Origin of the sequence: Fibrisoma montanum, assembly GCF_003583365.1 — a bacterium.
GTDB lineage: Bacteria > Bacteroidota > Bacteroidia > Cytophagales > Spirosomataceae > Fibrisoma > Fibrisoma montanum.
Map to the genome: position 1 here is coordinate 75,626 of NZ_QXED01000008.1, position 25,059 is coordinate 100,684.

A 25,059-nucleotide genomic window follows, 5' to 3' on the forward strand; every position below is an offset into this window, starting at 1 on the left:
GATTGGCCTTGCCCATTCTTTTTTGCTACATTTACCAGGTACGTGTTCATAGCTGCTCAGCGGATCGGTTGACCACAAAGGATACGAATCACGGATGAAATTTTACAGAAAATAGATTTTACCAAACTTTTCCTCTATTCTTTCACGTTTTAACAACAAGGAGTTCTACATTCATACAACCTGTTATTGTTTCGCATGAAGTTCAACCAGTGGATGTTGGCCGGTATGGTATCGGCCGTTTTTATCGGTGGCTCAGCAGCTGCACAAACTAAACCAGCTGCCAAAAAGCCAGCTACAACAAAACCCTCTTCAACGGCAAAACCAACCGCTACCACTCGGACAGCAACCGGTGCAACGCTGGCCTCGTCGCAGGATTCGCTCAGCTACAGCATCGGTCTTTATATGGCGCAGAATTTGCAGCAGCAAGGCATATCGGATCTGAACAACGCTGCGCTGGTGCGTGGCATTGAGGATGCCCTGAAAGGCGGCAAAACCCAACTGTCGCAGGAACAGGCCGGTCAGGTGCTGAATGCCTACGCTCAGAAGCAGTCGACCCAGCGGATGGCTGAAACCCAGAAGCTTTCAGCTGAAAACAAAAAGATCGGCGATGCATTCCTGGCCGAAAACAAAGCCAAGCCGGGCGTTCAGACTACGGCCAGTGGTTTGCAGTACCTGGTTGAAAAAGAAGGTACCGGGGCTAAACCAACGGCTTCAGATCGGGTTAAGGTACATTACACCGGTCGGCTGATCGACGGCAAGGTGTTCGATAGTTCGGTCGAGCGCGGACAGCCTGCTGAATTTGGCGTTGGTGAAGTAATTAAAGGGTGGACAGAAGTGCTTCAGCTGATGCCGGTGGGGTCTAAATGGAAGGTGTTTATTCCAGCCGAGCTGGCTTATGGCGATCGCGGAGCCGGCCCGGATATTAAACCGGGGTCAACCCTGGTATTTGATGTTGAACTACTCGACATTGTAAAGCAATAATTGCTAACTTACGTTTGCCGTCGCGGGCATAGCACCGAACTTGTTTTTAGTTAAAAATTCGTTCGGCGTGTGATCAGGCGGCCTCATTTTTATAAACCGCGTTACGTGCATGAAGAAGTATCTCGTAACCTTAGTACCCGTGCTGATGCTGAGTTTTCAGCCGGATTCGCCGTCGAGCAGCGCTCCTTTGAAGCTGCTGCCCGGCCGGGAGGTGACCGCAACGACTGAGGACCTTAAGCCGTCGGTCTCACAAGAAAAGGTAGAGCAGTTGGTCGCCAAGTTGCTGACCACCTACCACTACCGGAAGGTGAGGCTGAATGACTCATTGTCGTCGGTTGTCTGGGACAATTACCTTAAGGAGGTAGACAATAACAAAACGTACCTGCTGGCCAGCGATGTAGCCGCCTTCGAGAAATATCGCTACCAGATTGACGACGCCCTCGTAAACGGCGATTTATCAGCCGCTTACGAACTGTACAACGTATTCCGCAAGCGGTATCAGGAGCGTAGCGAGTTTGTGAAGGACCAGCTGAAAAAGCCGTTCGACTTCTCAGCCGACGAGACGTTCAACACCGACCGCGAGAAAGCCAGCTGGCCCAAAACCGTCGAAGAGCAAAACGATCTGTGGCGCAAGATTCTGAAGAATCAGGCCCTGGAACTGAAACTCGGCAACCGGAAGGACAGTGCCGTAGTAGCAACCATGACGGATCGGTATAAGAACCTCGATCGGGCAATCAGCCGGATTAAGAGTCCGGATGTATTCCAGATCTACATGAATTCGTTTGCTGAAGCGCTCGATCCACACACCAACTACCTGTCGCCAACCAGTGCCGACCGGTTCAACCAGGAGATGAGCCAGTCTCTGGAGGGCATTGGTGCCCTGCTGCGCGAGGACGGTGATTACATTCGGATTACGGAGGTCTTACCCGGCGGTCCTGCTTTCAAAAGCAAACTTCTCAACAAAGACGATAAGATTGCGGGCGTAGCGCAGGGCGACAACGGTCAGATGGTCAACGTCATGAACTGGCAGGTCGATGAAGTTGTCAAACTCATCAAAGGGCCTAAAGGTACGGTTGTGCGGCTCCAGGTGATTTCGCCAAATGCGATCGCTGGTGCTCCGCCAAAAGAAATCCGGCTGGTTCGGGAGAAAATCAAACTTGAAGAGCAGCGGGCCAAGAAGGAAGTGATTGACATCACCGACAATGGCAAGCCGTTCAAGATCGGGGTTATCAATATCCCGATGTTCTACCGCGACTTTGAAGGTGCTCGTAAACGCGAAGAAAACTTCAGCAGCACGACCAGTGATGTGAAGAAGTTCGTTGAAGAACTGAAAGCCGAGAAAGTAGACGGTATCGTCATCGACCTCCGCGACAACGGCGGTGGTTCACTCACCGAAGCCATCAACCTGACGGGTCTGTTCATTCCGAAAGGGCCGGTTGTGCAGGTGCGCGAATCAACGGGCGAAACTGAGGTGTATACCGATCCGGACCCATCTGTTACGTACGATGGTCCGCTGGCCGTACTCGTTAACCGTTTCAGCGCGTCGGCGTCCGAGATTTTTGCTGCGGCCATTCAGGACTACAAGCGAGGCATCATCGTCGGTGGGCAGACGTTCGGTAAGGGTACAGTACAGACCCTGATCGACCTGAACCAGTGGCTACCGAAAGAGCCGGAAAAAGCCGGTCAGGTAAAGATGACCATTCAGAAGTTTTACCGGATCAACGGTAGCAGCACGCAGCACAAAGGTGTAACGCCTGACATTGAGCTGCCGTCGGGCTTCTCGGCTGAGGAGTACGGCGAAAGCTCACAACCAAGTGCGCTGCCGTGGGACCAGATCAACTCCACCCGTTACGAAGCCAGCCGTGGCCTGGACGATAAAGTTCTTTCCCGTCTGCGCGACCGATTCGAACAACGGCTGAAGTCAGATCCGGAATTGAAACAACTGGCTCAGGATCTGTCTGATTTTAAAAAGGCGAAAGAGAACACGGTGGTATCGCTGCAGGAAGCCAAGCGTCGGAAAGAGCGCGAAGAAGCGGAACGTAAGCGGGCGGCTGCCAGCAAGGTAAGCCAGATGTCGGCTCCGATTGATGAAACCGGCACCCCATCGCCTAATGCGCCCAAGAAGAAAAAAGACCTGTATCTGAACGAAGCGGGTCGAATTCTGGCCGATTACATCATTGCGGTGAATAAGTAATAAACGCAATAGCACAACGAAAAACCCCGCGCGACAAACCGTTGCGCGGGGTTTTTCGTTGAAGGCTGTATAAGTCAACCGGCGTGATAATGTGGTACTTTTTAATTAAGCAGAACACCCTCGAAACCACTCATTTTCAAAGCCTGCAGAAAAAAGCGGTTTTAACAGAAACCGAAGTATTCAGCGAGCCCTTCGACAACTGGTACGTCTTCAGCGTACCTAAAGACGACTACACCGCCTTCATGGACTATCTCGACCGCGAAGGAATCGGCTATGACCTGACCGCCGATAAACCGACGCGTGATGAACTGCTGGACAGCATGCGATAAGACGGTACGTTTTGCGCTTATGCAGCAAGGGATTAGATTGTACTGGATGCAAGCCGATTAGTCAGGACGTTTGACGGGTTAATGTGCTGCAATCGGCGGAAGAACCGTATCGTCAGTAACACAGCCGCGATGGTCAGTCCCGCCAGCAACCCTATCCAGATACCAACTACGTCCATGCCCAGCGGAAAGGCAAAGACATAGCTCATCGGCAGCGCTACTCCCCAGTAGGAAAACAACGTAATCAGCGTGGGTACGTTCACATCCGATAAACCCCGGAGCGATCCTACGCCCACCACCTGAATCCCGTCGGAGAGCTGGAAGAAGCCGGCCATAATTACCAGCGATGCGGCAAAAGCGGCCACGGTCGCATTGTCGCGAATGTAAAGGCTCACCAGCCACTCGTTGGCCGTCAGGAACAACAGGGCGCAAAGGCTCATAAAACCCGCCGACAGCACAAACGCAGCGATACCGGCTCGCCGAATCCCTTCCTGACTACCAATTCCAACGGCTGCACCCACCCGAATGGCAGCCGCCGACGAAATACCGGTAGCCATCATGTAGGTAGTCGATGCCATGTTGATCGCGATCTGATGAGCCGCCAGCTGCGCTTCACCCAGCCAGCCGACCATGACAACGGCGAGGGAGAAGGTAGCAACCTCAAAGAAAAACGTCAGGCCGCCAGGAATACCCAGCCGCAAAATCGTCCAAACCTCATCGGTCAGCGGGCGGGTGTCGGTGCTTTTCCGGACGTAATTCCGAAACAGGTCGGACCGATAGATATACAGAACCATCGCAACCGCCATGAACACCCGCGAAAGCAACGTAGCCATGGCCGACCCCAGCAGGCCCATGGCCGGAAAAGGCCCAACTCCTTCAATGAGTACGTAATTAAACAAAGCGTTGAGAACTAGCGCTGATAACGTAATGGCCATTGCCACCCGAGGGTACCGGAGGCCATCGCAAAGCTGACGAGCGGCTACGAACACCAGCAGCGGTAAGATAGACACCGTGAGCAGAAGCATAAAATCACCGGCGAGTTTTGCGACCTCAGCCGACTGCCCCATCTGATCAAAATTATACGCGACCACCACGGATATGCCACCCAGCACAACGCTCAACAATACGGCGACCCACAATCCCGCCCGGAACAGGCGGTTGATGGCCCGGCTGTCGGAACGGCCATGGGCCTGCGACACAAGCGTAGCGACCACCGCCAATCCACCAACTCCAACACATGACACCAGAAACGACAAGGACGTCGCCAGGCCGGCCGCGCCCAGGGGAACAGCCCCCAGCAACCGCCCAACGAACAAATTATCCGTCACGCCCATCAGCACAACCCCGAGCTGCGCAATCACAATAGGAACGCTCAGGCGCAAGGTATCGGCAATCTCCGGGCGGTAGATTCGTACAAACTCTTTCATGGTGACGTAACGTCAGTTCACGCGCCGGGGGTTCCTGACGACGTTTATGGTTAGGTTGAACCGGTTTTCAGTATATTGTGCTTACTTTTGTTTTCTTGAACACGAATCCGATACAGCCCTTGAAAGAATACGGCAGTAGTATCCAGAAGTTAGTTGACAACATGGTCAACATTGAAGACCGGGAAAAGCGCACCCGCTACGCGCACATCCTGGTTGAATTAATGCGGCAGATTCACCCGAACATGAAAGACGGGCAGGACTACTACAACAAACTGTGGGACGACCTGTACATCATGTCCGGATTCACGCTGGACGTTGATAGTCCTTACCCGCCCCCGTCGCCCGAAGTTCTGGGCAAGAAGCCGCAGCAGGTGCCTTACAATACACACCAACTGAAATTCAAACACTTTGGCCGGAACGTTGAACTACTGGTAGCCAAGGCGATTTCGATTGAGGATGTTGACGAGAAACGGGCGTTTGTATCTTACCTCGCGCGGTTGATGAAAACGTTCTATGCGGCCTGGAACAAAGAATCGGTTGAAGACGAGACAATTTTTCAGAGCCTGGTGGAACTGTCGAACGGCAAACTGGCCGATGAAATACAGGAAATCCGGACCAACGGCTTCGTAGAAGGCACCCCCCGCGAACGTACCGGCGATCAGCCTCAGCGGATAGGCGGCAACAACTACCGCAACGAGGGGGGTCAGGGTCAGCGCGGTGGTGGTCAGTCACGTTTCTCCGGCAACTACGGCAATAGCCAGAACAATAATTCGCGCAACAATAACCAGCGCAACAACCCCAATGCCAACCAGCGCGGGGGGCGTCGTGAAGGCGGGCCGTACCGGCCGAACAGCGGAGGGCCGAACCGAAACAACGACCGCAACGGCCGCCGGCGGTAAACAACGTTTATAATTTACAGTTTTCGGTTTTCGCTCCAGCGTATCGGGCGCTCCGGTTGTTAGCAGAACACGCTTCAGCCCACACCAGAAAACAGTAGACTAACTGAAAACTTTAATTTTTTAATGGCTTCATTTAAAATTACGGGTGGGCGTACGCTCAAGGGAGAACTAATTCCGCAAGGCGCTAAAAACGAGGCACTTCAGATTCTTTGCGCCGTTTTGCTCACGAAAGAACCCGTCACCATCCATAACATTCCGAACATCCGCGACGTCAACCAGTTGATTGATCTGCTGGGCGACCTGGGCGTATGGGTTACTAAAATTGGTGAGTCGTCGTACCGCTTCGTGGCCAGCGACGTAAACCTTGATTACCTCGATAGCGAAGCTTATCAGCGGAAGGCGGCTGCTCTGCGTGGCTCAGTTATGCTGTTGGGTCCTATGCTGGCCCGCTTTAAGAAAGGGCGGATTCCACGGCCCGGTGGTGATAAGATCGGCCGTCGGCGGCTGGATACCCACTTTCTCGGCTTCGAAAAACTGGGCGCAAAATTCCACTACGACGGCGATTTCTACCGCGTTGAAGGCGACCACCTGAAAGGCGTGTACATGCTGCTGGACGAAGCGTCGGTAACGGGTACGGCTAACGTCCTGATGGCTGCTGTTATGGCCGAGGGCACCACCACCATTTACAATGCCGCCTGCGAGCCGTATCTGCAACAGTTGAGTAAGATGCTGAACAGCATGGGGGCCAACATTTCTGGCGTTGGTTCCAACCTGCTCACCATTGAAGGCGTGTCGGAACTGCACGGTACGGAACACACGATGCTGCCCGATATGATCGAAATTGGCTCGTTTATCGGCATGGCCGCGATGACGCAGTCGGAGATTACAATTAAAAACTGCCAGATTCCGCAGTTGGGCATTATTCCCGATACGTTCCGGCGGCTGGGTATCCAGATGGAATTCCGGGGCGATGATATTTACATTCCGGCGCAGGAACGCTACCAGATCGATACGTTTCTCGACGGCGGGATGATGACCGTATCCGATGCGCCCTGGCCTGGCTTTACCCCCGACCTACTGAGTATCGTGCTTGTTACGGCCGTACAGGCCAGCGGTACGGTCTTGATTCACCAGAAAATGTTTGAGAGCCGGCTGTTCTTTGTGGATAAACTGATCGAAATGGGCGCTCAGATTATTCTCTGCGATCCACACCGGGCCACGGTGGTCGGTCTGAACCGGCAAATGCCGCTCAAGGGCATCCGGATGGCATCACCCGACATTCGGGCAGGGGTTTCGCTCCTGATTGCAGCCCTGTCGGCTAAAGGCAACAGCATTATCGATAACATTGAGCAGATTGACCGGGGTTATCAGAACATCGATACTCGGCTGAATGCCATTGGCGCGGAAATTATCCGGTTATAATTTGAATTCTTGTCAACGCAAAAAGCCACGCATTGAGGTGGCTTTTTGCGTTGATACGTAGTACAGCACCAAGCAGGTAGGCAGCGTGTCGGATATGGTGTTGATTGTCCCATTGTGGTATGTCGACGTTGAAGAGATCGTATCAGCCTTCTGAATCAGTGGCCTGGCTGGTTCGTCCAAGTCATACGCAGGCAGCCTGATCCTGAAATTCTTTTCATATATGGTGCTGGCCCAAAATCACCGATGCTGACCCAGTCTCCATCCTAAGGGTAACATTGTTGCGGTTAACTGGTTGAGGAATGAAAGGAGATGGATGGAGTCCGGTTTTCGTAGCGTTTACGTAGTACCAATCATACAAATAGCGTACGATATAGTGAAGGCGGCTCGTTAAACCTTTTTAGCTTTACGCCATCTCACAGATGTATCACAAAACTTAGTTTGTTTTATGAAACTTGTCAATAATACCTCCTGCCGCTTAATGGCCGTCGCCCTGCTGTTTACAGCGGGTTTGCTGAATGCCTGTGCCCAATCCACGACCCTGGCTACCCGGGCCGCTACGGCCGGAGCCAAAGTTGCCGCTGATGACCCTGCCAAAACGCCATTGCTGCAGCCCATGCGGCAGATGATGGACAAGATCAAGAAGCTGCAAGCGACGGGCGATCCTGATTTCGATTATGCCTTTCGGGCCAAAGTACACACCCAGGGGGCCATTGACCTGCTGAACCAGGAAATACAAACCGGCAAAAATGACTCGCTGAAGCAGGCCGCGCAAACCATGCTGACCACGGCTCAGGCCGATATGGCCGCCATAGACGGTATGATCCGCCAGATTAAACCCACCCGGCCTAACCAGGCGTTTGCCCAGCAACAGAGCCGGAATACGGAGGCAATGGCTTTGAAGATGCAGCAAGGTGGCGCAGAAGATAAGCTTACAAGTAACTTTGATAAAAATTTTGCGATCCTGTATCAGGAGCACCGGCAGGATGCCATCGATATGGCCAAAACGTATCTGCAATACGGCAACAATAGTTCGCTGAAGTCATTTGCGCAACAGCTGGTCACGAAAGCGCAGCAAAACATTGATCAACTTAAGGCGCTGGCAAAGTAAGGTTGATCGAAATTAACGAACTTGTTTAGGGGGATTGGGTCGAGGTTTATACACTACGTTTATCGGCCTGCGGAACGATCTGATCCGTTAATCTCCACGGCGGTTGCCGTGGAGATTAACGGATCAGACACGTCGTTAGCTCGAAACTAAACTTTTTGCAAAACATTTACCGAAGGCCGGGGTTCATGTAGTGGTTCACAAACTATCAATTGTTATGATCAAGAATCAGGAGATTGTCGACGACCTCAACGAACTGGTCAAGATTAACAACGACCGCATTCAGGGCTACGAGAAAGCGGTAGAAGACAATAAAGACCCCCAACTGGACGATCTGTTCCGGCACTACGTAATTCAGAGCCAGAACTTCCGCAGCCAGCTGGCCGATCATATTGTTCGTATCGATGGAACAGGTGTAACCGATGCTACGTCTACGGACCTGACCAGCAAAATTCACCGCGCCTGGATCGACATTAAAGCGGCCGTTACGGGTAAAGACCGTTCAGCCGTTCTGAGTTCGGTTGAATTTGGCGAAAATGCCGCCATCGAAGCCTACAAGGACGCGATCGAAAAGGATCACATTCCGGCTTACATCAAGGAGGACCTTCAAAAGCAACTGACTGAACTTCAGGCCGCCTACGATCGCATCAAAGCCCTGCAACCGGCATAACTGACAAGAAAAAGAACGGGAAGAGCGGAGGAAAGATGAACTGGTAGTTCTTTTTCTCCGCTCTTCCCGTTTGTGCTTTTCTACCCTTTTACCTCGACTGGGCGATCCGTGCGGAGGCATCGTCCAGCGTTTCGGCCAATTGACGAAGCTGAGCAGCGGTGTCATCATCAGCCGTGTCGGCGGCCCGCCGGGTCAGCTTACAGAGTGTGTGCAGCGAACTGGCAATCTGCGGAGCTTTCCCCTCAGCCAGTGCGCGTTTCAACTGGTACAGTTCATCCGCTACGTCGTCGCGGGTGTCGTATCCTTCGCCGAGTACCTTATTCCATTGCTCAATCAACTCGTTGGCCTGTGGAGCCAGCGTCGTTACGTCGCCCTGCAGCCCCTGCAACGTGGCTGTTAGTAATTGCTGGGAATCCTGATTTTGTGACGTCATGACAGGAAGTGATTTGTTCTGCTGTAAAACCTGTCCAGCTTTGCATTGTTACGGGATTCTACTGTTTGGCAATGAGGGCCTCCCGTTCCCGCTGCATCGCTTCATGGACTGCGCTCAGAAACAGATCTGGTTCTTCAAAAATGGGGCTGTGTGCCGACTGCAGGAAGGTAACGAGTTGCTTGCGGGGTGCCCGTAACTGGTCAAAATAGCGCCGTGCCACTGAATAAGGCGTCTGGTAGTCATGAACACCCTGAAACAGGTAATACGGCACCTGTAGCTCAGGGGCCGCGTCAAGCAAATCCGTAGCTACAACCTGGGGCCACAGCAGCCGAACCGATTTCTGGGCTCCCAATGCGTAGCGAACCTTATCGGCCAGCGTGTATTCCCGGCACAGCAGAATGCTCCGGATAAATAGTGGAAAGAAATTAGCCCGGTACATACCTCCACGATACCGCGCCACTACTTCGCGCTGCCAGGTCAGGTAGTCCAGCCAGGCTTCCGGCCGATACGGCGGACGCCCCTGCTTTTCGAGTCGCCTGACCAGCCGCCCTGCGTTCCGTTCGCGGGCCTGTTGCAGTACCCAGTCGTACGAAATCTGCTCGGCTTCCAGCTGACGGGCAATCTGGCCGATGCTAAAAAAAGCCCGAAACAGCTCCGGGTATTTTTTAACCGTCAGAACGCCCAGAAACGTCCCCCACGAGTGCGCCATCAGATAAATTTTCGACTGGTTGAATCGGCGGATCAGCCAGCGGCTCACCTCAGCGGCATCCTCTACGAACGTATCAACCGTAAACGACTGGTCCAGTTTACCGGCTTCGTACGACTTAGCTGACCCGCGCTGCTCCCAGTTAACGACTACAAAATCTTTTTCAAGGTCATGCCCCGATAGCAGCGCTAGTTCGGGGAGGCCGGGACCGCCGTGCAGAAACAGCAATACCGGCTTCGTCTGGTCACGGCCCCGGATCAGCAGCCACTGGGTGCTGCCGTTTATCCCGACGGCCTCCAGTGCGGCAATGCTGTTCAGTACTGGCTGGCCATCCTGATCGACAATGGGCGCCGTCGTGCCGGGACTGTGCCACCAGACAAAGCCAATAAAGACGAGAATCAACCCGATGACGATGATGAACAACCACCCCACTACCATCCTCAAACGTCTTAAAAGCGGTTTGAGCCAGGCTGGAACGGCCTGGCTCAGACGGTTGGTTACTTTGGTAAAGGCAGATCCTGCAGGTCTTCCTCCGTTAGTTTGATTGCCGCGGCCGCGGTGTTCTCTTCCAGGTGTTTCACCGACGACGTACCGGGAATCGGCAGCATCACCGGCGACGCAGCCAGCAGCCACGCGAGCGCAATCTGGTATTCGGAGGCTCCGTGCCGTTTCGCTACGCGGTGGATAGCCTGCTCCGCTTCCAGGTTGCCACCACCCAACGGATACCAGGGAATGAAACCGATGCTATTTTCTTCGCAGTACTTGAGTGTTTCATTCCACTTCTGCTGGCCGAAGCTGTACATGTTCTGCACGGTAACGACCTCGAAGTATTCCTCCGCCTGTTTGATCTGATCAACGTCTACTTCGGATAAACCAATGTGCCGGATTTTACCCTGTTGCTGCGCTTCTTTCAGAAAGCCAAGAAACTCTTCGGCCGGCACTTTATCGTCGAAGCGGTGAAGCTGATACAGGTCAATGTGGTCCACTTTCAGGCGTTTCAGGCTACCGTCAAGAGCTTCCTCGAGGTGCTTGCGGCTTCCGTCTACGGGCCACTGGTTCGGGCCGGTACGTAGCAGACCTCCTTTTGTACCAATAAGCAGTCCATCCGGATACGGGTGCAGGGCTTCAGCAATCAGCTCCTCCGATACGTAGGGGCCGTAGCTATCAGCCGTATCGATAAAGTTAATCCCCAGGTCGAGCGTCCGTTTCAATACCCGGATCGCTTCGTCGTGGTCTTTAGGAGGCCCCCAGATTCCATCCCCGGTGATACGCATGGCTCCGTAGCCCAAGCGATTGATAGTAATGTCTCCGCCAATAGTGAATGTGCCGGACTGAGTAGCGGGTTGAGCGGTCGTTGGCTGCATAAACGATAAATTAATTGTTAATAAATGTTAAGCCGTTGCAACTAGTATAGCTGTCCTACTATCTACTGTATAACTTGGGAAACTGTTTTATGAAAAGACATATATCACTTCTCTTCGTGATGCTTCCGTGGGCAGCGTTTGCGCAGGACCCGTCGAAAAGCAAGCCGAATGACCTGCTGGGGCAGGGTACATTCAGCGTCAATGTGGGTGTTGGAGGGGGAACGGGCAGTTCCGGAGGTACGTATGGTCGGGTAGCCCCCAAAGCCCAGTATTTTCTGAAAAACGGCTGGTCGGTCAACGTCGAAGGCCGCCACGAAACCAACGGCCGCCAGTCCGGCTATACGGGCATCGGCCTGACAACCCGGTACTACGTACTGCGGACAAACAAGGTTACGGTTTTCGGGCAGGGTGGCTATTTCTACGGCCAGAGCCGCAACCGGACCTATACAATCGAAGCTACGCCAACCGGCGGGGTGCTACGTGTCGAGCAGATTAACCGGTCGGGCACGGTCAACGCCGGCGTTGGGGCTCAGTACCGGCTGGGTAAACGGTGGTCAGTTGAAGCCCAGCACGAAATCAACGTCAGCCGCCGGTCGGCCGATAAGCCAACGTCGCTGACCCAGACAACCATTGGCATTAACTTTTTGCTGAAAGAACCCTGATTCGTTATTGGCCGCTGCGCCAGGCGGCTATGCCCGCCGGGGTTAGCATGGGCACCACGGCAGCCTCGAACACGGCAACGTAATGGTTTATTTTTTCTGACTCAGGTCCTTCATACAGGACTTCAGCACTGGACAGCCAGAAATCACCGATGATGAACAACTGCTCCAGAAAATGTTCGTCGTACCCTGCGTAGGGCTCGGGGCGATACCAGCCGTTTGCCCTCATCTGCCCCACTACCATCCGAAACACCTCCTTCCGCCGACGAACCAACGCCTGGTGACGCGCCGTCAGGGCCGGAATCCGACGCATGATACCCGCAAAATCCCGTAGCAGAAAGCGGTAGTCGTATAGTAACCGAAAACTTTGTCTGCTTAGCTCCCGCAGTAAGCCCATCGTCATCGGCAGGGCCGGTACGGCGTCAATGCCGACGTTCAGGCGATCAACCAACTGATCGTACAGCCGTTCGATCAAAACATCCGTGCTGGCAAAATGATAGCACAAGTTACCATGACTCATCCCTAAATGGCCCGCAATGGTCCGTACGGTCACGTTGTCGGCACCCTGGTCGTTGAAAAGCTGCAGGGCTTTCTCTGTGATTCGCTCCTTCGTCGTCATTAAAAAAATTAGAACAATTGTACTAACTATTGATGCCTCTAGTACATTTGTTCTAAATTTAACAGAACCGAAACAACCATGCAAGGATTAATCATTGGCGGAGGCATTGGCGGCTTGACCACAGCCATCGCGTTACAGCAACGGGGCATCGACGTTCAGGTGTATGAGCAGGCACCGGACATCCGGGAAGTAGGTACCGGCCTGATGATGGCGACCAATGCCATGCAGGTGTTGTCCTGGCTGGGCTTAGCGGAATCGATCCGGCAAACTGGCTGGTCTTTGCAAAAAGGATTTGTTACGAAGCCCGACGGTACGCCCATTCAAACCGTTGATATAGGGGCGTTGAGCCGGCGGTACGGGTTTGGCATGGTAGCCATTCATCGGGGCCGACTGCAAACCCTTTTGCTGAATTCGCTCCCCGCCGATCGGATTCACACGGGTAAACGCCTGATCGATCTGCAGGACAACGGTCGGCGGGTACGGGTACTGTTTGCAGACGGCAGCACCGCCGAAGGCGATTTTTGCATCGGTGCAGATGGCATTCGTTCTGCCGTCCGGCAACAGCTGTTTGGCGATCAGCCGCTTCGCTATTCCGGTCAGACCTGCTGGCGGGGTCTGGTCGACTACCCCGTACCAGCCGACGCCCGAACAACTTCGTACGAATACTGGGGTTTACCCACCGGTTTGCGGGTTGGCATTGTACCGGTAGGCGCTGACCAGCTGTATGTATACGTAACGGCCGCATCCCCAGCCGGTCAATCTGCTGAAAAGTCCTTACCGGCGTTGCTTTCCCTGAGCGAATCGTTCGCGCCATCCGTAAAAGCGGTTCTGGAACAGGTTGAGGAGAAGCGGATTCACCGGGCTGATCTGTACGATCTACCGACGCTACCGGCCTGGTCGAAGGGGCGCGTTACGGTACTGGGCGACGCGGCCCATGCCACAACGCCCAATCTGGGCCAGGGTGCGTGCCAGGCCATCGAAGACGCCTGGGCTGTAGCGGCCTGCCTCGCAAACTATCAGGAACCCGACGAGGCTTTCCGGCAATTTCAGGCACTACGCAAACCAAAGGCCGACCGGATTGTCCGGCTGTCGCGGCAAATTGGCCAGGCCGTTAATGCGCCCGGCTGGCTCAAGCCGTTGCTATTTACGGCCATGGGATCGCTACCCAAATCGCTCACGGACCGTCAGTTTGCGGACGTATACGACGTATCGTATCTGAAGCGCTTCGAAAAGACTAGCGTTTCTCAATTCCCTCCAGTACCCGCCGGATCACATTCGCCCGCTGCATAAACGCCAGCGAGGTCGTTACGTCCTGATCGTCGATCACCTGTTTGAACTGCTGCAGAAACTCAATGTAGTCGGTCAGTGCCTGCGACACGTTCGTGCGGTTCTGGTCGAAGATGGGAGCCCACATCTGCGGGGAGCTTTTGGCCAGCCGAACCGTTGAGCTAAAGCCCGTGCTGGCCATATCAAAAATAGCCTGCTCGTCTTTTTCTTTTTCCAGTACGGTCAGGCCTAATGCAAACGCACTGATGTGGCTCAGGTGCGAAACATACGCCAGGTGTAAATCATGCTCTTTCGGAGTCATGTAAAATATTTTCATGCCAATGTCCCGGAACAGCGCTTCCGCCAGCTTAAGACTGTCGGGACGGCTTTTGTCGCGGTCGCAGATAATCAGGTTTTTGCTGGGCAACAACTCCTTGAACGCGGCTCCCGGCCCTGAATTTTCGGTACCCGCCATAGGGTGAGCGGCTACAAACTGTGCCCGGTTGGCATGCCCTTCAACCGCGTGGCAGATCAGCTCCTTCGTCGACCCCAGATCAAGGACCGTGGCTTTGTCGGGCACCCGATCCAGCAGCGAGGGCAGTAGTTCAACGATCGCGTTGACGGGAATTGCCAGTACGATCAGATCACTGGCGGCCACGGCGTCATCGAGCGTCCGGACTTCGTCGACAATGCCTTTTGCGATGGCGAGCTGGCCATGCACCGGCGAGGCATCCACGCCAATGAATTGTGCTTTGGGGTATTTTTCGCGCACGGCCAGCGCAAACGAGCCGCCCAACAAACCAATGCCGATGATGGAAATTGTCATGAACCGGAGAGGATTTCTAATTTAACGTATGGATGTAGAGCCTGCTTGCGTTTTAACTCTGCTTCGGCAACGGGACCGCCAGGCGACCAACGGCCTCCTCAATCCGCTCACGGGGCATGCACAGCGACATCCGGACGTAGCGCTCGCCTTTGGGCCCGAAGATGAAGCCCGGCGCAATGAAGATGTGTTTGTTGTACAGCAGATCATCGACCAGGGCTTCGGCAGACGGAACTGAATCGGGCAGTTTTGCCCAGATAAACAGCCCTTCCTGATCGGTCGAATACGTACAACCCAGGGCATTCAGGAACGCGTGTACGGCATCCAGACGTCCCTGATACACGTCATTACGTTGGCGGTGCCAGTCGTCGGAATTGTCTAACGCTTCAGCCGCAGCCTCCATTATAGGCTTAAACTGCCCCGAATCGACGTTACTCTTGATAGCCAGCACGGCATCGACATATGGTTTGGCCGCAGCCATCCAGCCCAGGCGCCAACCGGCCATATTGTGCGACTTACTCATGGAGTTAAGCTCAATCGCTACGTCGCCGGCACCGTCGACAGCCAGCAGACTGATGGGCGGTTTTTTGTTGAGGATGAGACTGTATGGATTGTCGTGGCAAAGCAGCACGCGGTGGTCGTGGGCAAACCGCACGGCCCGCTCAAACAACGCGCGGGTGGCCGGAGCGCCCGTCGGCATGTGGGGGTAGTTGAGCCAGATGATTTTTACGGGCCGGTCGGCGGGGGCTTCGGTAACCAGCGCGGTCATCGCTTCCCAATCCGGCTGCCAGCCACCGTGTTCGAGCAGCGGGTACTCACGCACCGTAGCGCCGAGCATCCGGCTAACGGCCCGGTAGGCCGGATAGCCCAGTTCAGGAACCAGCACCCCATCCCCGTCGTTCAGGAACGTCAACGAAATGTGCGTAATTCCTTCCTTCGACCCGATCAGGGGAAGAATTTCAGTATCCGGATCGAGGACGACACCGTACGTATGCGCGTAAAACCGGGCGATGGCCTGCCGCAAGCCCGGCGTTCCTTTGTAGGGTTGATAGCCGTGCGCTCCAGGCTGCCGCACTGACGTAGCCAACGCATCGAGCGTAGCATCCGAGGGCATCATATCGGGGTTTCCGATGGCGATGTTGATCACATCATGACCGGCCGCCTGCAGGCGACGAACTTCGGCCAGCTTAACGGAAAAATAGTATTCCTGCGTTTGATCGGCCCGATGGGCCAGGGGAATAATCACTTCTGAACCAGGATTTAACAGCTAAACAGATTTACAGGATTCGTTTGTTGATGCAGCGAACCGCAAAGATAGCCCTAAAAACAATCCTGTGAACCCCGTCGGTCTGTTTAAACGTGAGTCAAACAGTATTTGAGCAATGGGGCTACGTGCAGCGCCTGCATCATACCCCCTGCATTGATAATAGCCAGTACCTGCTCCGGCGACAATACGTGCACGGATATTTCTTCGGTGATTTCCAGCTGCTGTTCCTGCAATCGCTCAACGCCTGTTGCCAGGAAACAATACGTTCGGTTGGTGTGCGTTCCCGGGTTGGCCGATAACGTCAGGTATAGCTGCCACTGCCCTCCGCCGAACCCCGTTTCTTCGAGCAGTTCCCGCTGAGCAGCCTGAAGCGGCTCTTCGCCGGGATCGATCACCCCCGCGCAGAGTTCGAAATGGACCCCGCCGATGCCATGACGATACTGCCTGATCAGAATCAGTTGGCCATCGGTTGTAACGGCCACTACGTTCAGCCAGTCCGGGTATTCGAGAATAAAATAGTCAGGAATGTAGCCGCCTTTAGCCATCCGCACGGCATCTTTCCGCACCGTGAACCACGGCAACCGGTGAACATATTCCGACTGTTCAACCTGAAACGGTGCCGGATCATCAGGCAAGGATGCCTGCTCGTGTACAACTGCCATATTGCTGCGTTCTAAGGACGCAAATATGAAAAAAATTAAAGGCAGCTACCACCCCCGGCATCCAACGAACGTCGAACAAAAGCACTCAGGTATGAGACCTAACCGGTTGCTGGCCGGTTCACTCGCGTTCCGGAGCCGGCCGGTTTCAACGCGGGGCCTGCCGCACCAGATCGTCGGCAAACCGGATGTATTGTTGCCAGTCGTAGTTTGTTACGTCGTGCTTGCCGGTTCGATTGTGGTATCGGACGGTCTGCCCGACGGGCTGGTCTATTCCGGGAAACCCGGCGCCCCCAATCCCTGTTTTGCCGTACAGTTTATAGACCGGTTCGGTCAGGTCGGCCCCCAGAAACTCGCCTTTCGGGTCAGACCACTGATCGCCCTCGGCGCTGGCTACGTAGAGTGGCCGGGGAGCAACCAGAGCCAGCAACTCGTGCTGATCGACCGGCAGATCAGCTACCCGTTTGCTGTAGGTTTTATAGCGCCCGCAAAACCAGTGCGGGAAGCTGTTGTTGATCCGTTCCACCGTTTCGCCGTACCACCGACGCGCCAGCGCAGCTCCGCCTTCGCCCGATTCGTTGGAGATCACGGCCGCAAACCGCCGATCCTGCGCTCCGGCCCATAATGCAGCTTTACCAATGCGCGAATGGCCGATACCAATTACCCGCTGCGCATCAATGGCCTGGTCCGTTTGCAGGTAATCAAGGATTCGGCTCATACCCCAGGCCCAGGCCCCGATGGCTCCCCAGTTGTCGGCGCGGTTTGTATCGCCCAGTACAGACCGGATGCCCGTTTGCCAGCCTTTCGGATGGTCGGGCTCAAGATCACCGTAGTAGGCCGTTGCCAGGGCATACCCGTGCGCCAGAATGGTGTCAATCGGCCAGCGCCGGGCCTGCAGTCCACGGGCTTTTTCGGTCGCGCGGTTATTGACCGACGCATCCCCCGCATTGTTCATCCAACGGGTCGACAGGGGAAGATCGGCCTCCATCGAGACGCAGTGATTGCCGCAGAAATTCAGCCCGAGAAAGACCGGCACCGGCTGCCGAGCGGCTTTTGGTACGTAGAGCAGTACGTCGATTGGCGGTATTGTGGGGTAGTCGGCAAAGAATATGGACACCTGTTTGCGAATGGCCCGACCGTTGAGCGCGTTATTGTCGGTTTTCGTCGTCTGAAAGCGGAGCCGTACGGGTTGAGTCGGCGTCTTACCGTACACATGCTCAGCAAACAACGTGAGCAGTTCGGCCCGACGCTTGTCCCATCCCTCGCGGGTAGTAACACGCTGCCCATTCGTCATTATCAGGGGATCGGGCAGGTTAAACGTCCCTACTTTACTTTCATCATAATTAGCCTGCGGGTCCTGGGCTCGCGCCGTCTGGGCCACAAACATCAGTATAATCAGGCTATAAAGAAGTTGATTCATGGCTGGGTCAGTTTCTATCTAAAGTAGCCCGGCTTTACATCCCTACTCTTTTACCCGTTTTACGGTCATACAAAAGGTAAAACCCGTTTCCATGATATTATTTTAAGGCAAAAAATATGAACCGGCTTTCCTCATTCGTTCTACTGTCGGTTCTTCGGCCCGTCTATTTTCGTTCATCTATTACAACCTGATGAGAAACACCGCTGCTTATTTACTACTTGCTCTTAGCCTTCTTAGTACGTCCTGCCACCGTCCATACGCTTACTTCCAGCCCAGTCAGCGCGAGCATTTTGCCTCAGCCCGTCCGGCAGCCCCTACTCCATCGCCAGCAACGCAGCCAGAAGCCGATTCGGTCGCCGTTTCTCTGCCCGACAGCCTGCCGGTTGCCCTCAGTGGGCCCGCACTGGCCAGTTTACCCACGCCAACGAACCGCTCCGAACCGACAACCACCCGGGTGCAGCGGCATTTGCACCGGGCACAGTCTATGCTGAACACACCGTCGACGCTCGACAATCAACCTCGGCCGAAACCCAAGCCCAAGATGCGGCTGGGCAACCGCATTCGTGAAAAACTGGGTATGCCCCTGCGCAAGGAACTGAACTGGTGGCAGCGTATCAGCTGGAAGCTCAAGGCATCCGTTATCGTTATTCTGGTGGCCGTCGTGTTTGCTATTTTTGACGTCACCATTCTGGCAATCATTTTCGGATTGCTGGGGGCTTTTCTACTGATCAGCGGCCTGCGCCGGTCGTTTAAAACCCGACGTCCCTGGTTTTAGCCAGTTGGTATCGAATCGGCTGCTCTGCTCAGGTAAACGATGCGGGTTGGTCGGAAAGCCTTATCTTTCCGACCGATTTCGACCATCCGGTTTTACCATGATCAGCCTTTTTCGCCTGGGTTGTCTGTTCGCGTTTGGAAGTCTGCTCGCATCCTGCTCCCGTTTTCATACCACTTCCGACCTCATCACGCTCAATAAAATTTACCAGATAAAACCACGGCAACACCTGTATGCCCTGGACCGACGCGGCAACGTGCGCGTCAAACAATTGATGGCCCGGCGGGCACAGGCCGCTTTGTATGAACGGGAAGATACCCTGTACGCTGAATTCTTATCAAAAACGCTACCGCCCCCGGACCAGAATCCGGCCACACTGGACCAATCAGACTCGCTGACGATTTTCTTCTTTCATTACAACCCGAAGCTGAAGCAGATTGAAGAAAAAAGCCCCTGGTTTCAGTACCAGCTGACCTCCTTTGATGTGGATCTGTTTACGGCTCCGTTTAAATACCGGTTTGGGCAGGCCGGACAGCCGGGAGAGCTGACTACCAGCGCCAACCTTGGGGTGTACGCCGGTATTCGATACGACGTCGGACGGTATCAGAACATCTACTTTCGGCGCGAACGACGCTCCAATATCGAGTCATTTGGCTTTGGGTTCGGAACGTTCGTCAGTATCGATCCGGTAGCCGTTAATGCGTTCAGTACGGCGGGGCGGTTCGCGGGCGAATACGAAGCCCTGGGATACAATTATGGAGCGTTGGGGCTGGTTGGCTACAAAACCGTGACGGTCGGGCTGGCGCTTGGTTTCGAGAACCTGGCCGACCGCAACAACCGCATCTGGATCTATCGGCAGAAACCTTGGCTGGGCGTAACGCTGGGTGTGAACCTGAACTAAGCTTTCAACCTGGGTCCAGGGGTCAAGTTCAGTTAACAGTTGGGTAGCTCGAAACCTGGACGAAGAAACTACGTACGCTCATGGCTTGAGCTCCGCAGTCCTGGTTGTACTTTTGTGTTATGGCAAGTAATCAGCAAACACCGGCTGAGCAAGGAATTCAGTCCATTAGCCGGGGCATCGCCATCAATATTGGATTGGCTGTCGTTAAAGGGTTGGGAGGAATCGCGGGGAATTCGTACGCGCTTATCGCCGATGCGGTTGAGTCGGCAGCCGATGTGGTAACGTCGCTGGTTGCTTACTGGGGGCTCAGGGTAGCGTCACGCAAACCCGACGAACGCCATCCTTACGGACACGGCAAAGCGGAACCGCTTACGGCCTTGTTTCTGTCTTTCTGCCTCACCGCAGCGGCCGTACTGATCGGCTACCAGAGTATTGAAAACGTTATCCAGCCCCACAAAAATCCGGAACCATTCACGCTCGGAATTCTGGCGCTGGTGGTCGTCGTGAAGGAACTCCTGTTCCGCTACCAACGACGGATTGGCCAGGCCATCGGCAGCACGACCGTACAGGCCGACGCGGTTCATCAGCGAAGCGACGCCTTCACGTCCATTGCCGCCTTCATCGGCATCAGCATTGCTATTATCGGGGGAGACGGTTATGAGAGTGCCGACGACTACGCGGCCCTTTTTGCCTCGGCGTTTATCATCTACAACGCCTACGCCATCTTCCGGCCAGCCTTATCAGAAATCATGGATGAAGCCCCACCAGCTGTACTGGCTGAGCAGGTGCGGGACATCGCGCTGAACGTAGCAGGCGTTTCGGGACTGGACAAATGCCTGATTCGAAAGATGGGCAGTTATTACTTTGTCGATCTGCACGTACTGGTTCCGGCGCAGCTGACTGTTCGGGAAGGGCATACCATTGCACACGAAGTTAAAGACGCTGTTCGTCAGCGTATGCCGCAGGTCACCGACGTACTGGTTCATATCGAACCCCAATAATCACTCAGCGAGCTGGTATCCCACAAAACAACAAGCCCCAGTCGATACGCCGGGGCTTGCCGTTTAGCTGATGAACCGGATCGTTAGCGGGTAGCGGTAATACTCGCCGTTGTTGGCCTTGACGGCCGCTATAATGGTCAGGACCAGCCAAATTACCCCAACCACCCAAATTAAGACGATTCCAATCAGTACGAATATCAGCAGAAATGACACAGCAAAGGCAATTGCCATCGTGATCTGAAAATTAACGGCCTCTTTGCCGTGATAATCAACATAGGCTGACTTGTCTTTCTGGATTTGCCAGATCACGAGCGGGGCCACAACCGTACCAATTACAAAGAAGGAACCAGGTAAGGCACTGAGATGGGCCAGCATAGCCCACATCCGCGCATCAGAATCGCTCAGGGGTGCAGAACCGGGCGTTGATGGTGGTACCGACGGCCCACCGGGAGGGTAGTTTTCCATGGCAAAAGGCGTTTTATTTAGTCAACTTTGAAGTATCAGGCACTTATGCAATTTCTTCAATCCCTGGACCAGCCGGTTCCCTTACCCGCTACGCCAATTCAACAACCCAGTCGTCCTGCTCAACCACGGTTCCTTCAGTCAGCATAATTTTTGACACCGTACCGGCTTTCGGCGATGCTACGATGCTTTCCATCTTCATGGCTTCAATGACAAACAGCGGCTGGTTTTTCTTCACCGTGTCGCCTTCCTTCACCATAATGCGGGTCAGGCGGCCCTGCAACGGAGCGCCAACGTCGCCGTCTTTGCCGACCTTCTGGTTCTGTTGCTTTTCTACTTTCTGCGCTTTGTCACGTACCTGCACCTGACGGCTCTGGCCGTTGAGTTCGAACGTAATGGTACGCATACCCAACTCGTCGGGCTCCGATTTGAACAACAGCCGCACCAGGATGTTCTTCCCCTCGTCGATGTTGATCAAAATTTCTTCATTCTCCTTCAGACCGTACAAAAATGCCGGCGTCGGGATGATGCTGACATCGCCGTATTGCTCAACGGCTTTATAGTATTCGTCGTAGACCTTGGGGTACATCTGATACGAGAGGTAATCGAGGAAACCGTCGTTCAGCGGATACTTTTGCTGGAACGTCTCAAAATCCTGCTCGAAATCAATCGGTTTGAGGTGTTCGTTCGGTCGCCCCGCTATGGGTTCTTCGCCCCGTAGTACGACCTCCTGAATGCGCTTGGGGAAACCGCCATGCGGCTGACCCAGCACCCCTTTCATAAGTTCTTTCACCGACTCCGGAAACGACAGCGACTCGCCCCGCTCCAGTACGTCCTGCGCCGTCAGGTTGTTGGCCGTCATGAAAATGGCCATGTCCCCTACGACTTTAGATGAGGGAGTTACCTTGACAATATCCCCAAACAGCTCGTTCACCACGACGTAGTTTCGCTTGAGCAGTTCGAATTTGTCGCCCAAGCCCAGCGCAATAGCCTGTGGTTTGAGGTTGGAATACTGCCCCCCCGGAATCTCATTATCGTACACCTCGGCACTGCCCGCCTTCATGCCCGATTCAAACGGGTAGTAATACTCGCGCACGTCTTCCCAGTAATTTGAATACGCATTGAGCGACGCCAGATTCATCTCACACCGGCGCTCATGATCTTCCATCATGGCCACGACCGAGTTGAAGTTCGGCTGGGAAGTCAGACCGGAAAGAGCCCCAAGGGCGCAGTCAACAATATCGACTCCGGCATCAATGGCTTTCAGATACGAAGCGGCCTGAATGCCCGCCGTATCGTGGGTATGCAGGTGAATCGGAATATCAACCACCTGCTTCAGCTCACGAACCAGGACCTCGGCCGCCAGGGGTTTCAGCAGACCGGCCATGTCTTTGATCGCCAGCAGGTGTGCGCCTTCGTCTTCCAGCTGCCGGGCCAGATCCAGGTAATACTGCAATGAGTATTTCTTGTGCTCGGCCGGATTGAGCATATCGCCGGTGTAGCAGATGGTCCCTTCGCACAAGGCATCCGTCCGTTCGCGAACGGCCCGAATGCTCACCTTCATGGCTTCAATCCAGTTCAACGAGTCGAAAATCCGGAACACATCGACGCCCGTTTCCCACGATTTCTCGACAAATTTTTCGATCAGGTTATCCGGGTAAGCCGAATACCCAACCGCATTGGACCCCCGGAACAGCATCTGCAGCAGCATGTTCGGCATGGCTTCACGCAACGCCTGAAGCCGCTTCCACGGCGATTCATAGAGGAACCGCATGGCCACATCGAACGTAGCGCCCCCCCACACCTCCATCGAAAACAGCTCTGGATGATTTTTGGCAAACCCTTCCGCAACCTTCAGCATGTCCTGGGTTCGGACGCGCGTAGCCAGCAGCGACTGGTGACCATCCCGGAACGTAGTGTCCGTATACAGAACGCATTTCTGGTCTTTCACCCATTGGACGAAGCCGTCCCGGCCGAGTTCTTTCAGGCGGTCGCGGTTTCCTTTGGGGTAGCTGCCAAACACGTCGAACGGCGGCACGATCGGCGTCCGTAATATTTTGGTCGCATCCTTCTTCTTCACCTCCGGATTGCCGTTCACGATCACATCGGCGAGGTAGTTCAACGCCCGGGTCGAACGGTCCTGAGGTTTCCGCAGGTTAAACAGCTCAGGGTGATTTTCGATGAACGACACCCGCGCTTCGCCCCGCTGAAAAATCGGGTGACTGATGACGTTCAGCAGGAACGGAATGTTCGTTTTAACCCCCCGAATCCGGAATTCGACCAGCGCCCGCGTCAGTCGCTGCGTAGCGCCCTTGAGCGTACGGCCCCGCGCCGACACTTTTACGATCATCGAGTCGAAATACGGCGAAATCTTTACGCCGGGGTAGCTGCTGCCTTCGTCCAGACGGATACCAAAGCCGGCCGCATTCCGGTAGGCGATGATCGTACCGAAATCGGGCTTGAAGCCGTTGGCAGGGTCTTCGGTCGTGATTCGGCACTGAATCGCAAAGCCGTTGAGCGGGATCTCCTCCTGGTGGTTGATGTAAATACCGTTGTCCGACAGCTTATAGCCCATCGCAATCAGGATCTGCGTCCGGACGATGTCGATGCCGGTCACTTCTTCCGTAATCGTATGCTCTACCTGAATACGCGGGTTTACCTCAATGAAGTAAATATTCTCCTGCTTATCGACCAGAAACTCCACCGTACCGGCATTGGAATAGTTGGCCGCCCGCCCGATCTGGAGCGCGTAGTCATACAGTTTATTCTTCGTTTCCTGCCGCAGCCCGAACGACGGCGCAACTTCAACGACTTTCTGAAAGCGCCGTTGCACCGAGCAGTCGCGCTCGTAGAGGTGAACGATGCTGCCGTGGGTATCGCCCAGCAACTGCACCTCAATGTGCTTCGGCTCTTCAATGAATTTTTCTAGGAAGATCGTATCGTCGCCAAACGCATTGCGGGCTTCGTTACGGGCCTCGTTATACGCTTTCTCAAAATCCTCGGCATTCCGCACGACGCGCATGCCACGGCCTCCCCCACCAGCGGCCGCTTTTACCATTACCGGAAACCCAATCCGCTCCGCTTCCGACTGCGCTAAATTGAAATCCGACAGATCCTGCCGGGAATCCGGAATCATCGGTACGTTGGCCCGGGTCGCCAGGTTCTTGGCCCGTACTTTATCGCCGAGGGCTTCCATCGCTTCCGGCGACGGCCCAACAAAGATGATGTCTTCTTCCCGGCAGCGACGCGCCAGCTTCACGTTTTCAGACAGGAATCCGTAGCCGGGGTGAATGGCGTCAACCTTGTGCCGTTTGGCCAGCAAAATGATACCTTCTACGTCGAGATACGGTTTCAGCGGCTCATCATCCCGACCGATCTGGTACGCTTCATCGGCTTTGTAGCGGTGGAGCGAATAGCGGTCTTCGTAGGTGTAAACAGCAACGGTGGTGATGCCAAGTTCGGTGGCGGCCCGCATGATCCGGATGGCAATTTCGCCCCGGTTGGCGACTAACAAACGACGAATCGGACGGATGTATTCTTTCATAGTTTGGCAAGTAACCCAATGGCGGGTTAAGATTCAGGCGTATAAAGGGGCAAGTTTGTTGAAAATTTTGAAAAACGCACGATTAACGAAAGAATGATGGGATAAGAAAGTGGTCTGAAGGGGTGGATACGCGCTTTTT

23 protein-coding genes are annotated in these 25,059 nt (G+C 54.5%); 12 read left to right on the top strand and 11 right to left on the bottom strand.

All coding sequences use genetic code 11. From position 1 onward, the window contains the following. Window positions 1-195: 195 nt before the first annotated feature. The 3 genes from bamJ to DYU11_RS24750 all read left to right on the top strand — a co-directional run bounded on the left by bamJ (window position 196) and on the right by DYU11_RS24750 (window position 3,504). Entirely contained in the window at window positions 196-981 is a 786-nt protein-coding gene (gene bamJ, locus DYU11_RS24740) for a BamJ family beta-barrel-assembly machinery protein (protein WP_262697161.1), read from the top strand. 109 nt (window positions 982-1,090) lie between these two features. Then, entirely contained in the window at window positions 1,091-3,175 is a 2,085-nt protein-coding gene (locus tag DYU11_RS24745; protein WP_119670419.1) for a carboxy terminal-processing peptidase, read from the top strand. 89 nt (window positions 3,176-3,264) lie between these two features. Next, window positions 3,265-3,504, top strand: a complete 240-nt coding sequence (locus tag DYU11_RS24750) for a hypothetical protein (RefSeq protein ID WP_119670420.1) — start codon at window positions 3,265-3,267, stop codon at window positions 3,502-3,504. Window positions 3,505-3,536: 32 nt separating this feature from the next. Here the strand turns inward: DYU11_RS24750 and DYU11_RS24755 are convergent, their stop codons facing one another. Beyond that, window positions 3,537-4,928, bottom strand: coding sequence for an MATE family efflux transporter (locus tag DYU11_RS24755; protein ID WP_119670421.1), 1,392 nt, complete (start codon window positions 4,926-4,928; stop codon window positions 3,537-3,539). A 119-nt stretch (window positions 4,929-5,047) separates the two neighbouring features. Between DYU11_RS24755 and DYU11_RS24760 the strand changes: the two genes are divergently transcribed. The 4 genes from DYU11_RS24760 (at window position 5,048) to DYU11_RS24775 (ending at window position 9,024) form a co-directional block, all read left to right on the top strand. Then, window positions 5,048-5,827, top strand: coding sequence for a DUF4290 domain-containing protein (locus DYU11_RS24760; RefSeq protein ID WP_119670607.1), 780 nt, complete (start codon window positions 5,048-5,050; stop codon window positions 5,825-5,827). 123 nt (window positions 5,828-5,950) lie between these two features. Continuing rightward, the gene (murA, locus tag DYU11_RS24765; protein ID WP_119670422.1) at window positions 5,951-7,249 is read left to right on the top strand and encodes a UDP-N-acetylglucosamine 1-carboxyvinyltransferase; all 1,299 of its coding nucleotides are present in this window, start codon (window positions 5,951-5,953) and stop codon (window positions 7,247-7,249) included. Window positions 7,250-7,694: 445 nt separating this feature from the next. Continuing rightward, window positions 7,695-8,357 (top strand): DUF305 domain-containing protein, encoded by a 663-nt coding sequence (locus DYU11_RS24770; RefSeq protein ID WP_119670423.1) that lies wholly within the window; start codon window positions 7,695-7,697, stop codon window positions 8,355-8,357. A gap of 214 nt (window positions 8,358-8,571) precedes the next feature. Next, the gene (locus DYU11_RS24775) at window positions 8,572-9,024 is read left to right on the top strand and encodes a ferritin-like domain-containing protein (protein ID WP_119670424.1); all 453 of its coding nucleotides are present in this window, start codon (window positions 8,572-8,574) and stop codon (window positions 9,022-9,024) included. An 88-nt stretch (window positions 9,025-9,112) separates the two neighbouring features. Here DYU11_RS24775 and DYU11_RS24780 read toward each other — a convergent pair whose 3' ends face one another. From DYU11_RS24780 to DYU11_RS24790, 3 genes are read right to left on the bottom strand one after another with little or no spacing between them, the layout of a single operon-like run. Then, window positions 9,113-9,457: a hypothetical protein gene (locus DYU11_RS24780; RefSeq protein ID WP_119670425.1), complete on the bottom strand. Its 345-nt coding sequence runs from the start codon at window positions 9,455-9,457 to the stop codon at window positions 9,113-9,115. A gap of 58 nt (window positions 9,458-9,515) precedes the next feature. Further along, on the bottom strand, window positions 9,516-10,601 hold the full coding sequence (locus DYU11_RS24785) for an alpha/beta fold hydrolase (protein ID WP_119670426.1): 1,086 nt from the start codon (window positions 10,599-10,601) through the stop codon (window positions 9,516-9,518). A gap of 59 nt (window positions 10,602-10,660) precedes the next feature. Then, window positions 10,661-11,527, bottom strand: a complete 867-nt coding sequence (locus DYU11_RS24790) for an aldo/keto reductase (RefSeq protein WP_119670427.1) — start codon at window positions 11,525-11,527, stop codon at window positions 10,661-10,663. Window positions 11,528-11,616: 89 nt separating this feature from the next. Between DYU11_RS24790 and DYU11_RS24795 the strand changes: the two genes are divergently transcribed. Beyond that, a complete protein-coding gene (locus DYU11_RS24795) occupies window positions 11,617-12,189 on the top strand; it encodes an outer membrane beta-barrel protein (RefSeq protein ID WP_147368026.1) in 573 nt (190 codons plus the stop codon). A gap of 4 nt (window positions 12,190-12,193) precedes the next feature. Here DYU11_RS24795 and DYU11_RS24800 read toward each other — a convergent pair whose 3' ends face one another. Then, window positions 12,194-12,805, bottom strand: a complete 612-nt coding sequence (locus tag DYU11_RS24800; protein WP_119670429.1) for a TetR/AcrR family transcriptional regulator — start codon at window positions 12,803-12,805, stop codon at window positions 12,194-12,196. 78 nt (window positions 12,806-12,883) lie between these two features. Between DYU11_RS24800 and DYU11_RS24805 the strand changes: the two genes are divergently transcribed. After that, a complete protein-coding gene (locus DYU11_RS24805; RefSeq protein WP_119670430.1) occupies window positions 12,884-14,095 on the top strand; it encodes an FAD-dependent monooxygenase in 1,212 nt (403 codons plus the stop codon). Here the strand turns inward: DYU11_RS24805 and DYU11_RS24810 are convergent. The 4 genes from DYU11_RS24810 to DYU11_RS24825 form a co-directional block, all read right to left on the bottom strand. Beyond that, complete coding sequence (locus DYU11_RS24810) at window positions 14,040-14,897, bottom strand: prephenate dehydrogenase (RefSeq protein WP_119670431.1); 858 nt, start codon at window positions 14,895-14,897, stop codon at window positions 14,040-14,042. The genes DYU11_RS24805 and DYU11_RS24810 overlap by 56 nt on opposite strands. 52 nt (window positions 14,898-14,949) lie before the next feature. Beyond that, window positions 14,950-16,140 (bottom strand): pyridoxal phosphate-dependent aminotransferase, encoded by a 1,191-nt coding sequence (locus DYU11_RS24815; protein WP_119670432.1) that lies wholly within the window; start codon window positions 16,138-16,140, stop codon window positions 14,950-14,952. Between the two features lie 107 nt (window positions 16,141-16,247). After that, window positions 16,248-16,823: an NUDIX hydrolase gene (locus DYU11_RS24820; protein ID WP_119670433.1), complete on the bottom strand. Its 576-nt coding sequence runs from the start codon at window positions 16,821-16,823 to the stop codon at window positions 16,248-16,250. 145 nt (window positions 16,824-16,968) lie between these two features. Beyond that, on the bottom strand, window positions 16,969-18,240 hold the full coding sequence (locus tag DYU11_RS24825; RefSeq protein ID WP_119670434.1) for a glucuronyl esterase domain-containing protein: 1,272 nt from the start codon (window positions 18,238-18,240) through the stop codon (window positions 16,969-16,971). A 190-nt stretch (window positions 18,241-18,430) separates the two neighbouring features. On the opposite strand from DYU11_RS24825, the gene DYU11_RS24830 reads away from it, so the two are divergent. The 3 genes from DYU11_RS24830 (at window position 18,431) to DYU11_RS24840 (ending at window position 20,914) form a co-directional block, all read left to right on the top strand. Continuing rightward, window positions 18,431-19,015 (top strand): hypothetical protein, encoded by a 585-nt coding sequence (locus DYU11_RS24830; protein WP_119670435.1) that lies wholly within the window; start codon window positions 18,431-18,433, stop codon window positions 19,013-19,015. Window positions 19,016-19,112: 97 nt separating this feature from the next. After that, window positions 19,113-19,913 carry a hypothetical protein gene (locus DYU11_RS24835; protein ID WP_119670436.1) on the top strand — a complete coding sequence of 267 codons (801 nt, stop codon included), beginning with the start codon at window positions 19,113-19,115 and terminating at the stop codon, window positions 19,911-19,913. Between the two features lie 119 nt (window positions 19,914-20,032). Next, entirely contained in the window at window positions 20,033-20,914 is an 882-nt protein-coding gene (locus DYU11_RS24840; protein ID WP_119670437.1) for a cation diffusion facilitator family transporter, read from the top strand. A 63-nt stretch (window positions 20,915-20,977) separates the two neighbouring features. Here DYU11_RS24840 and DYU11_RS24845 read toward each other — a convergent pair whose 3' ends face one another. Both DYU11_RS24845 and DYU11_RS24850 read right to left on the bottom strand, forming a co-directional pair. Further along, window positions 20,978-21,379, bottom strand: a complete 402-nt coding sequence (locus DYU11_RS24845) for a DUF4870 domain-containing protein (protein ID WP_119670438.1) — start codon at window positions 21,377-21,379, stop codon at window positions 20,978-20,980. Between the two features lie 88 nt (window positions 21,380-21,467). Next, window positions 21,468-24,920 (bottom strand): pyruvate carboxylase, encoded by a 3,453-nt coding sequence (locus tag DYU11_RS24850; protein ID WP_119670439.1) that lies wholly within the window; start codon window positions 24,918-24,920, stop codon window positions 21,468-21,470. Window positions 24,921-25,059: the final 139 nt, after the last annotated feature.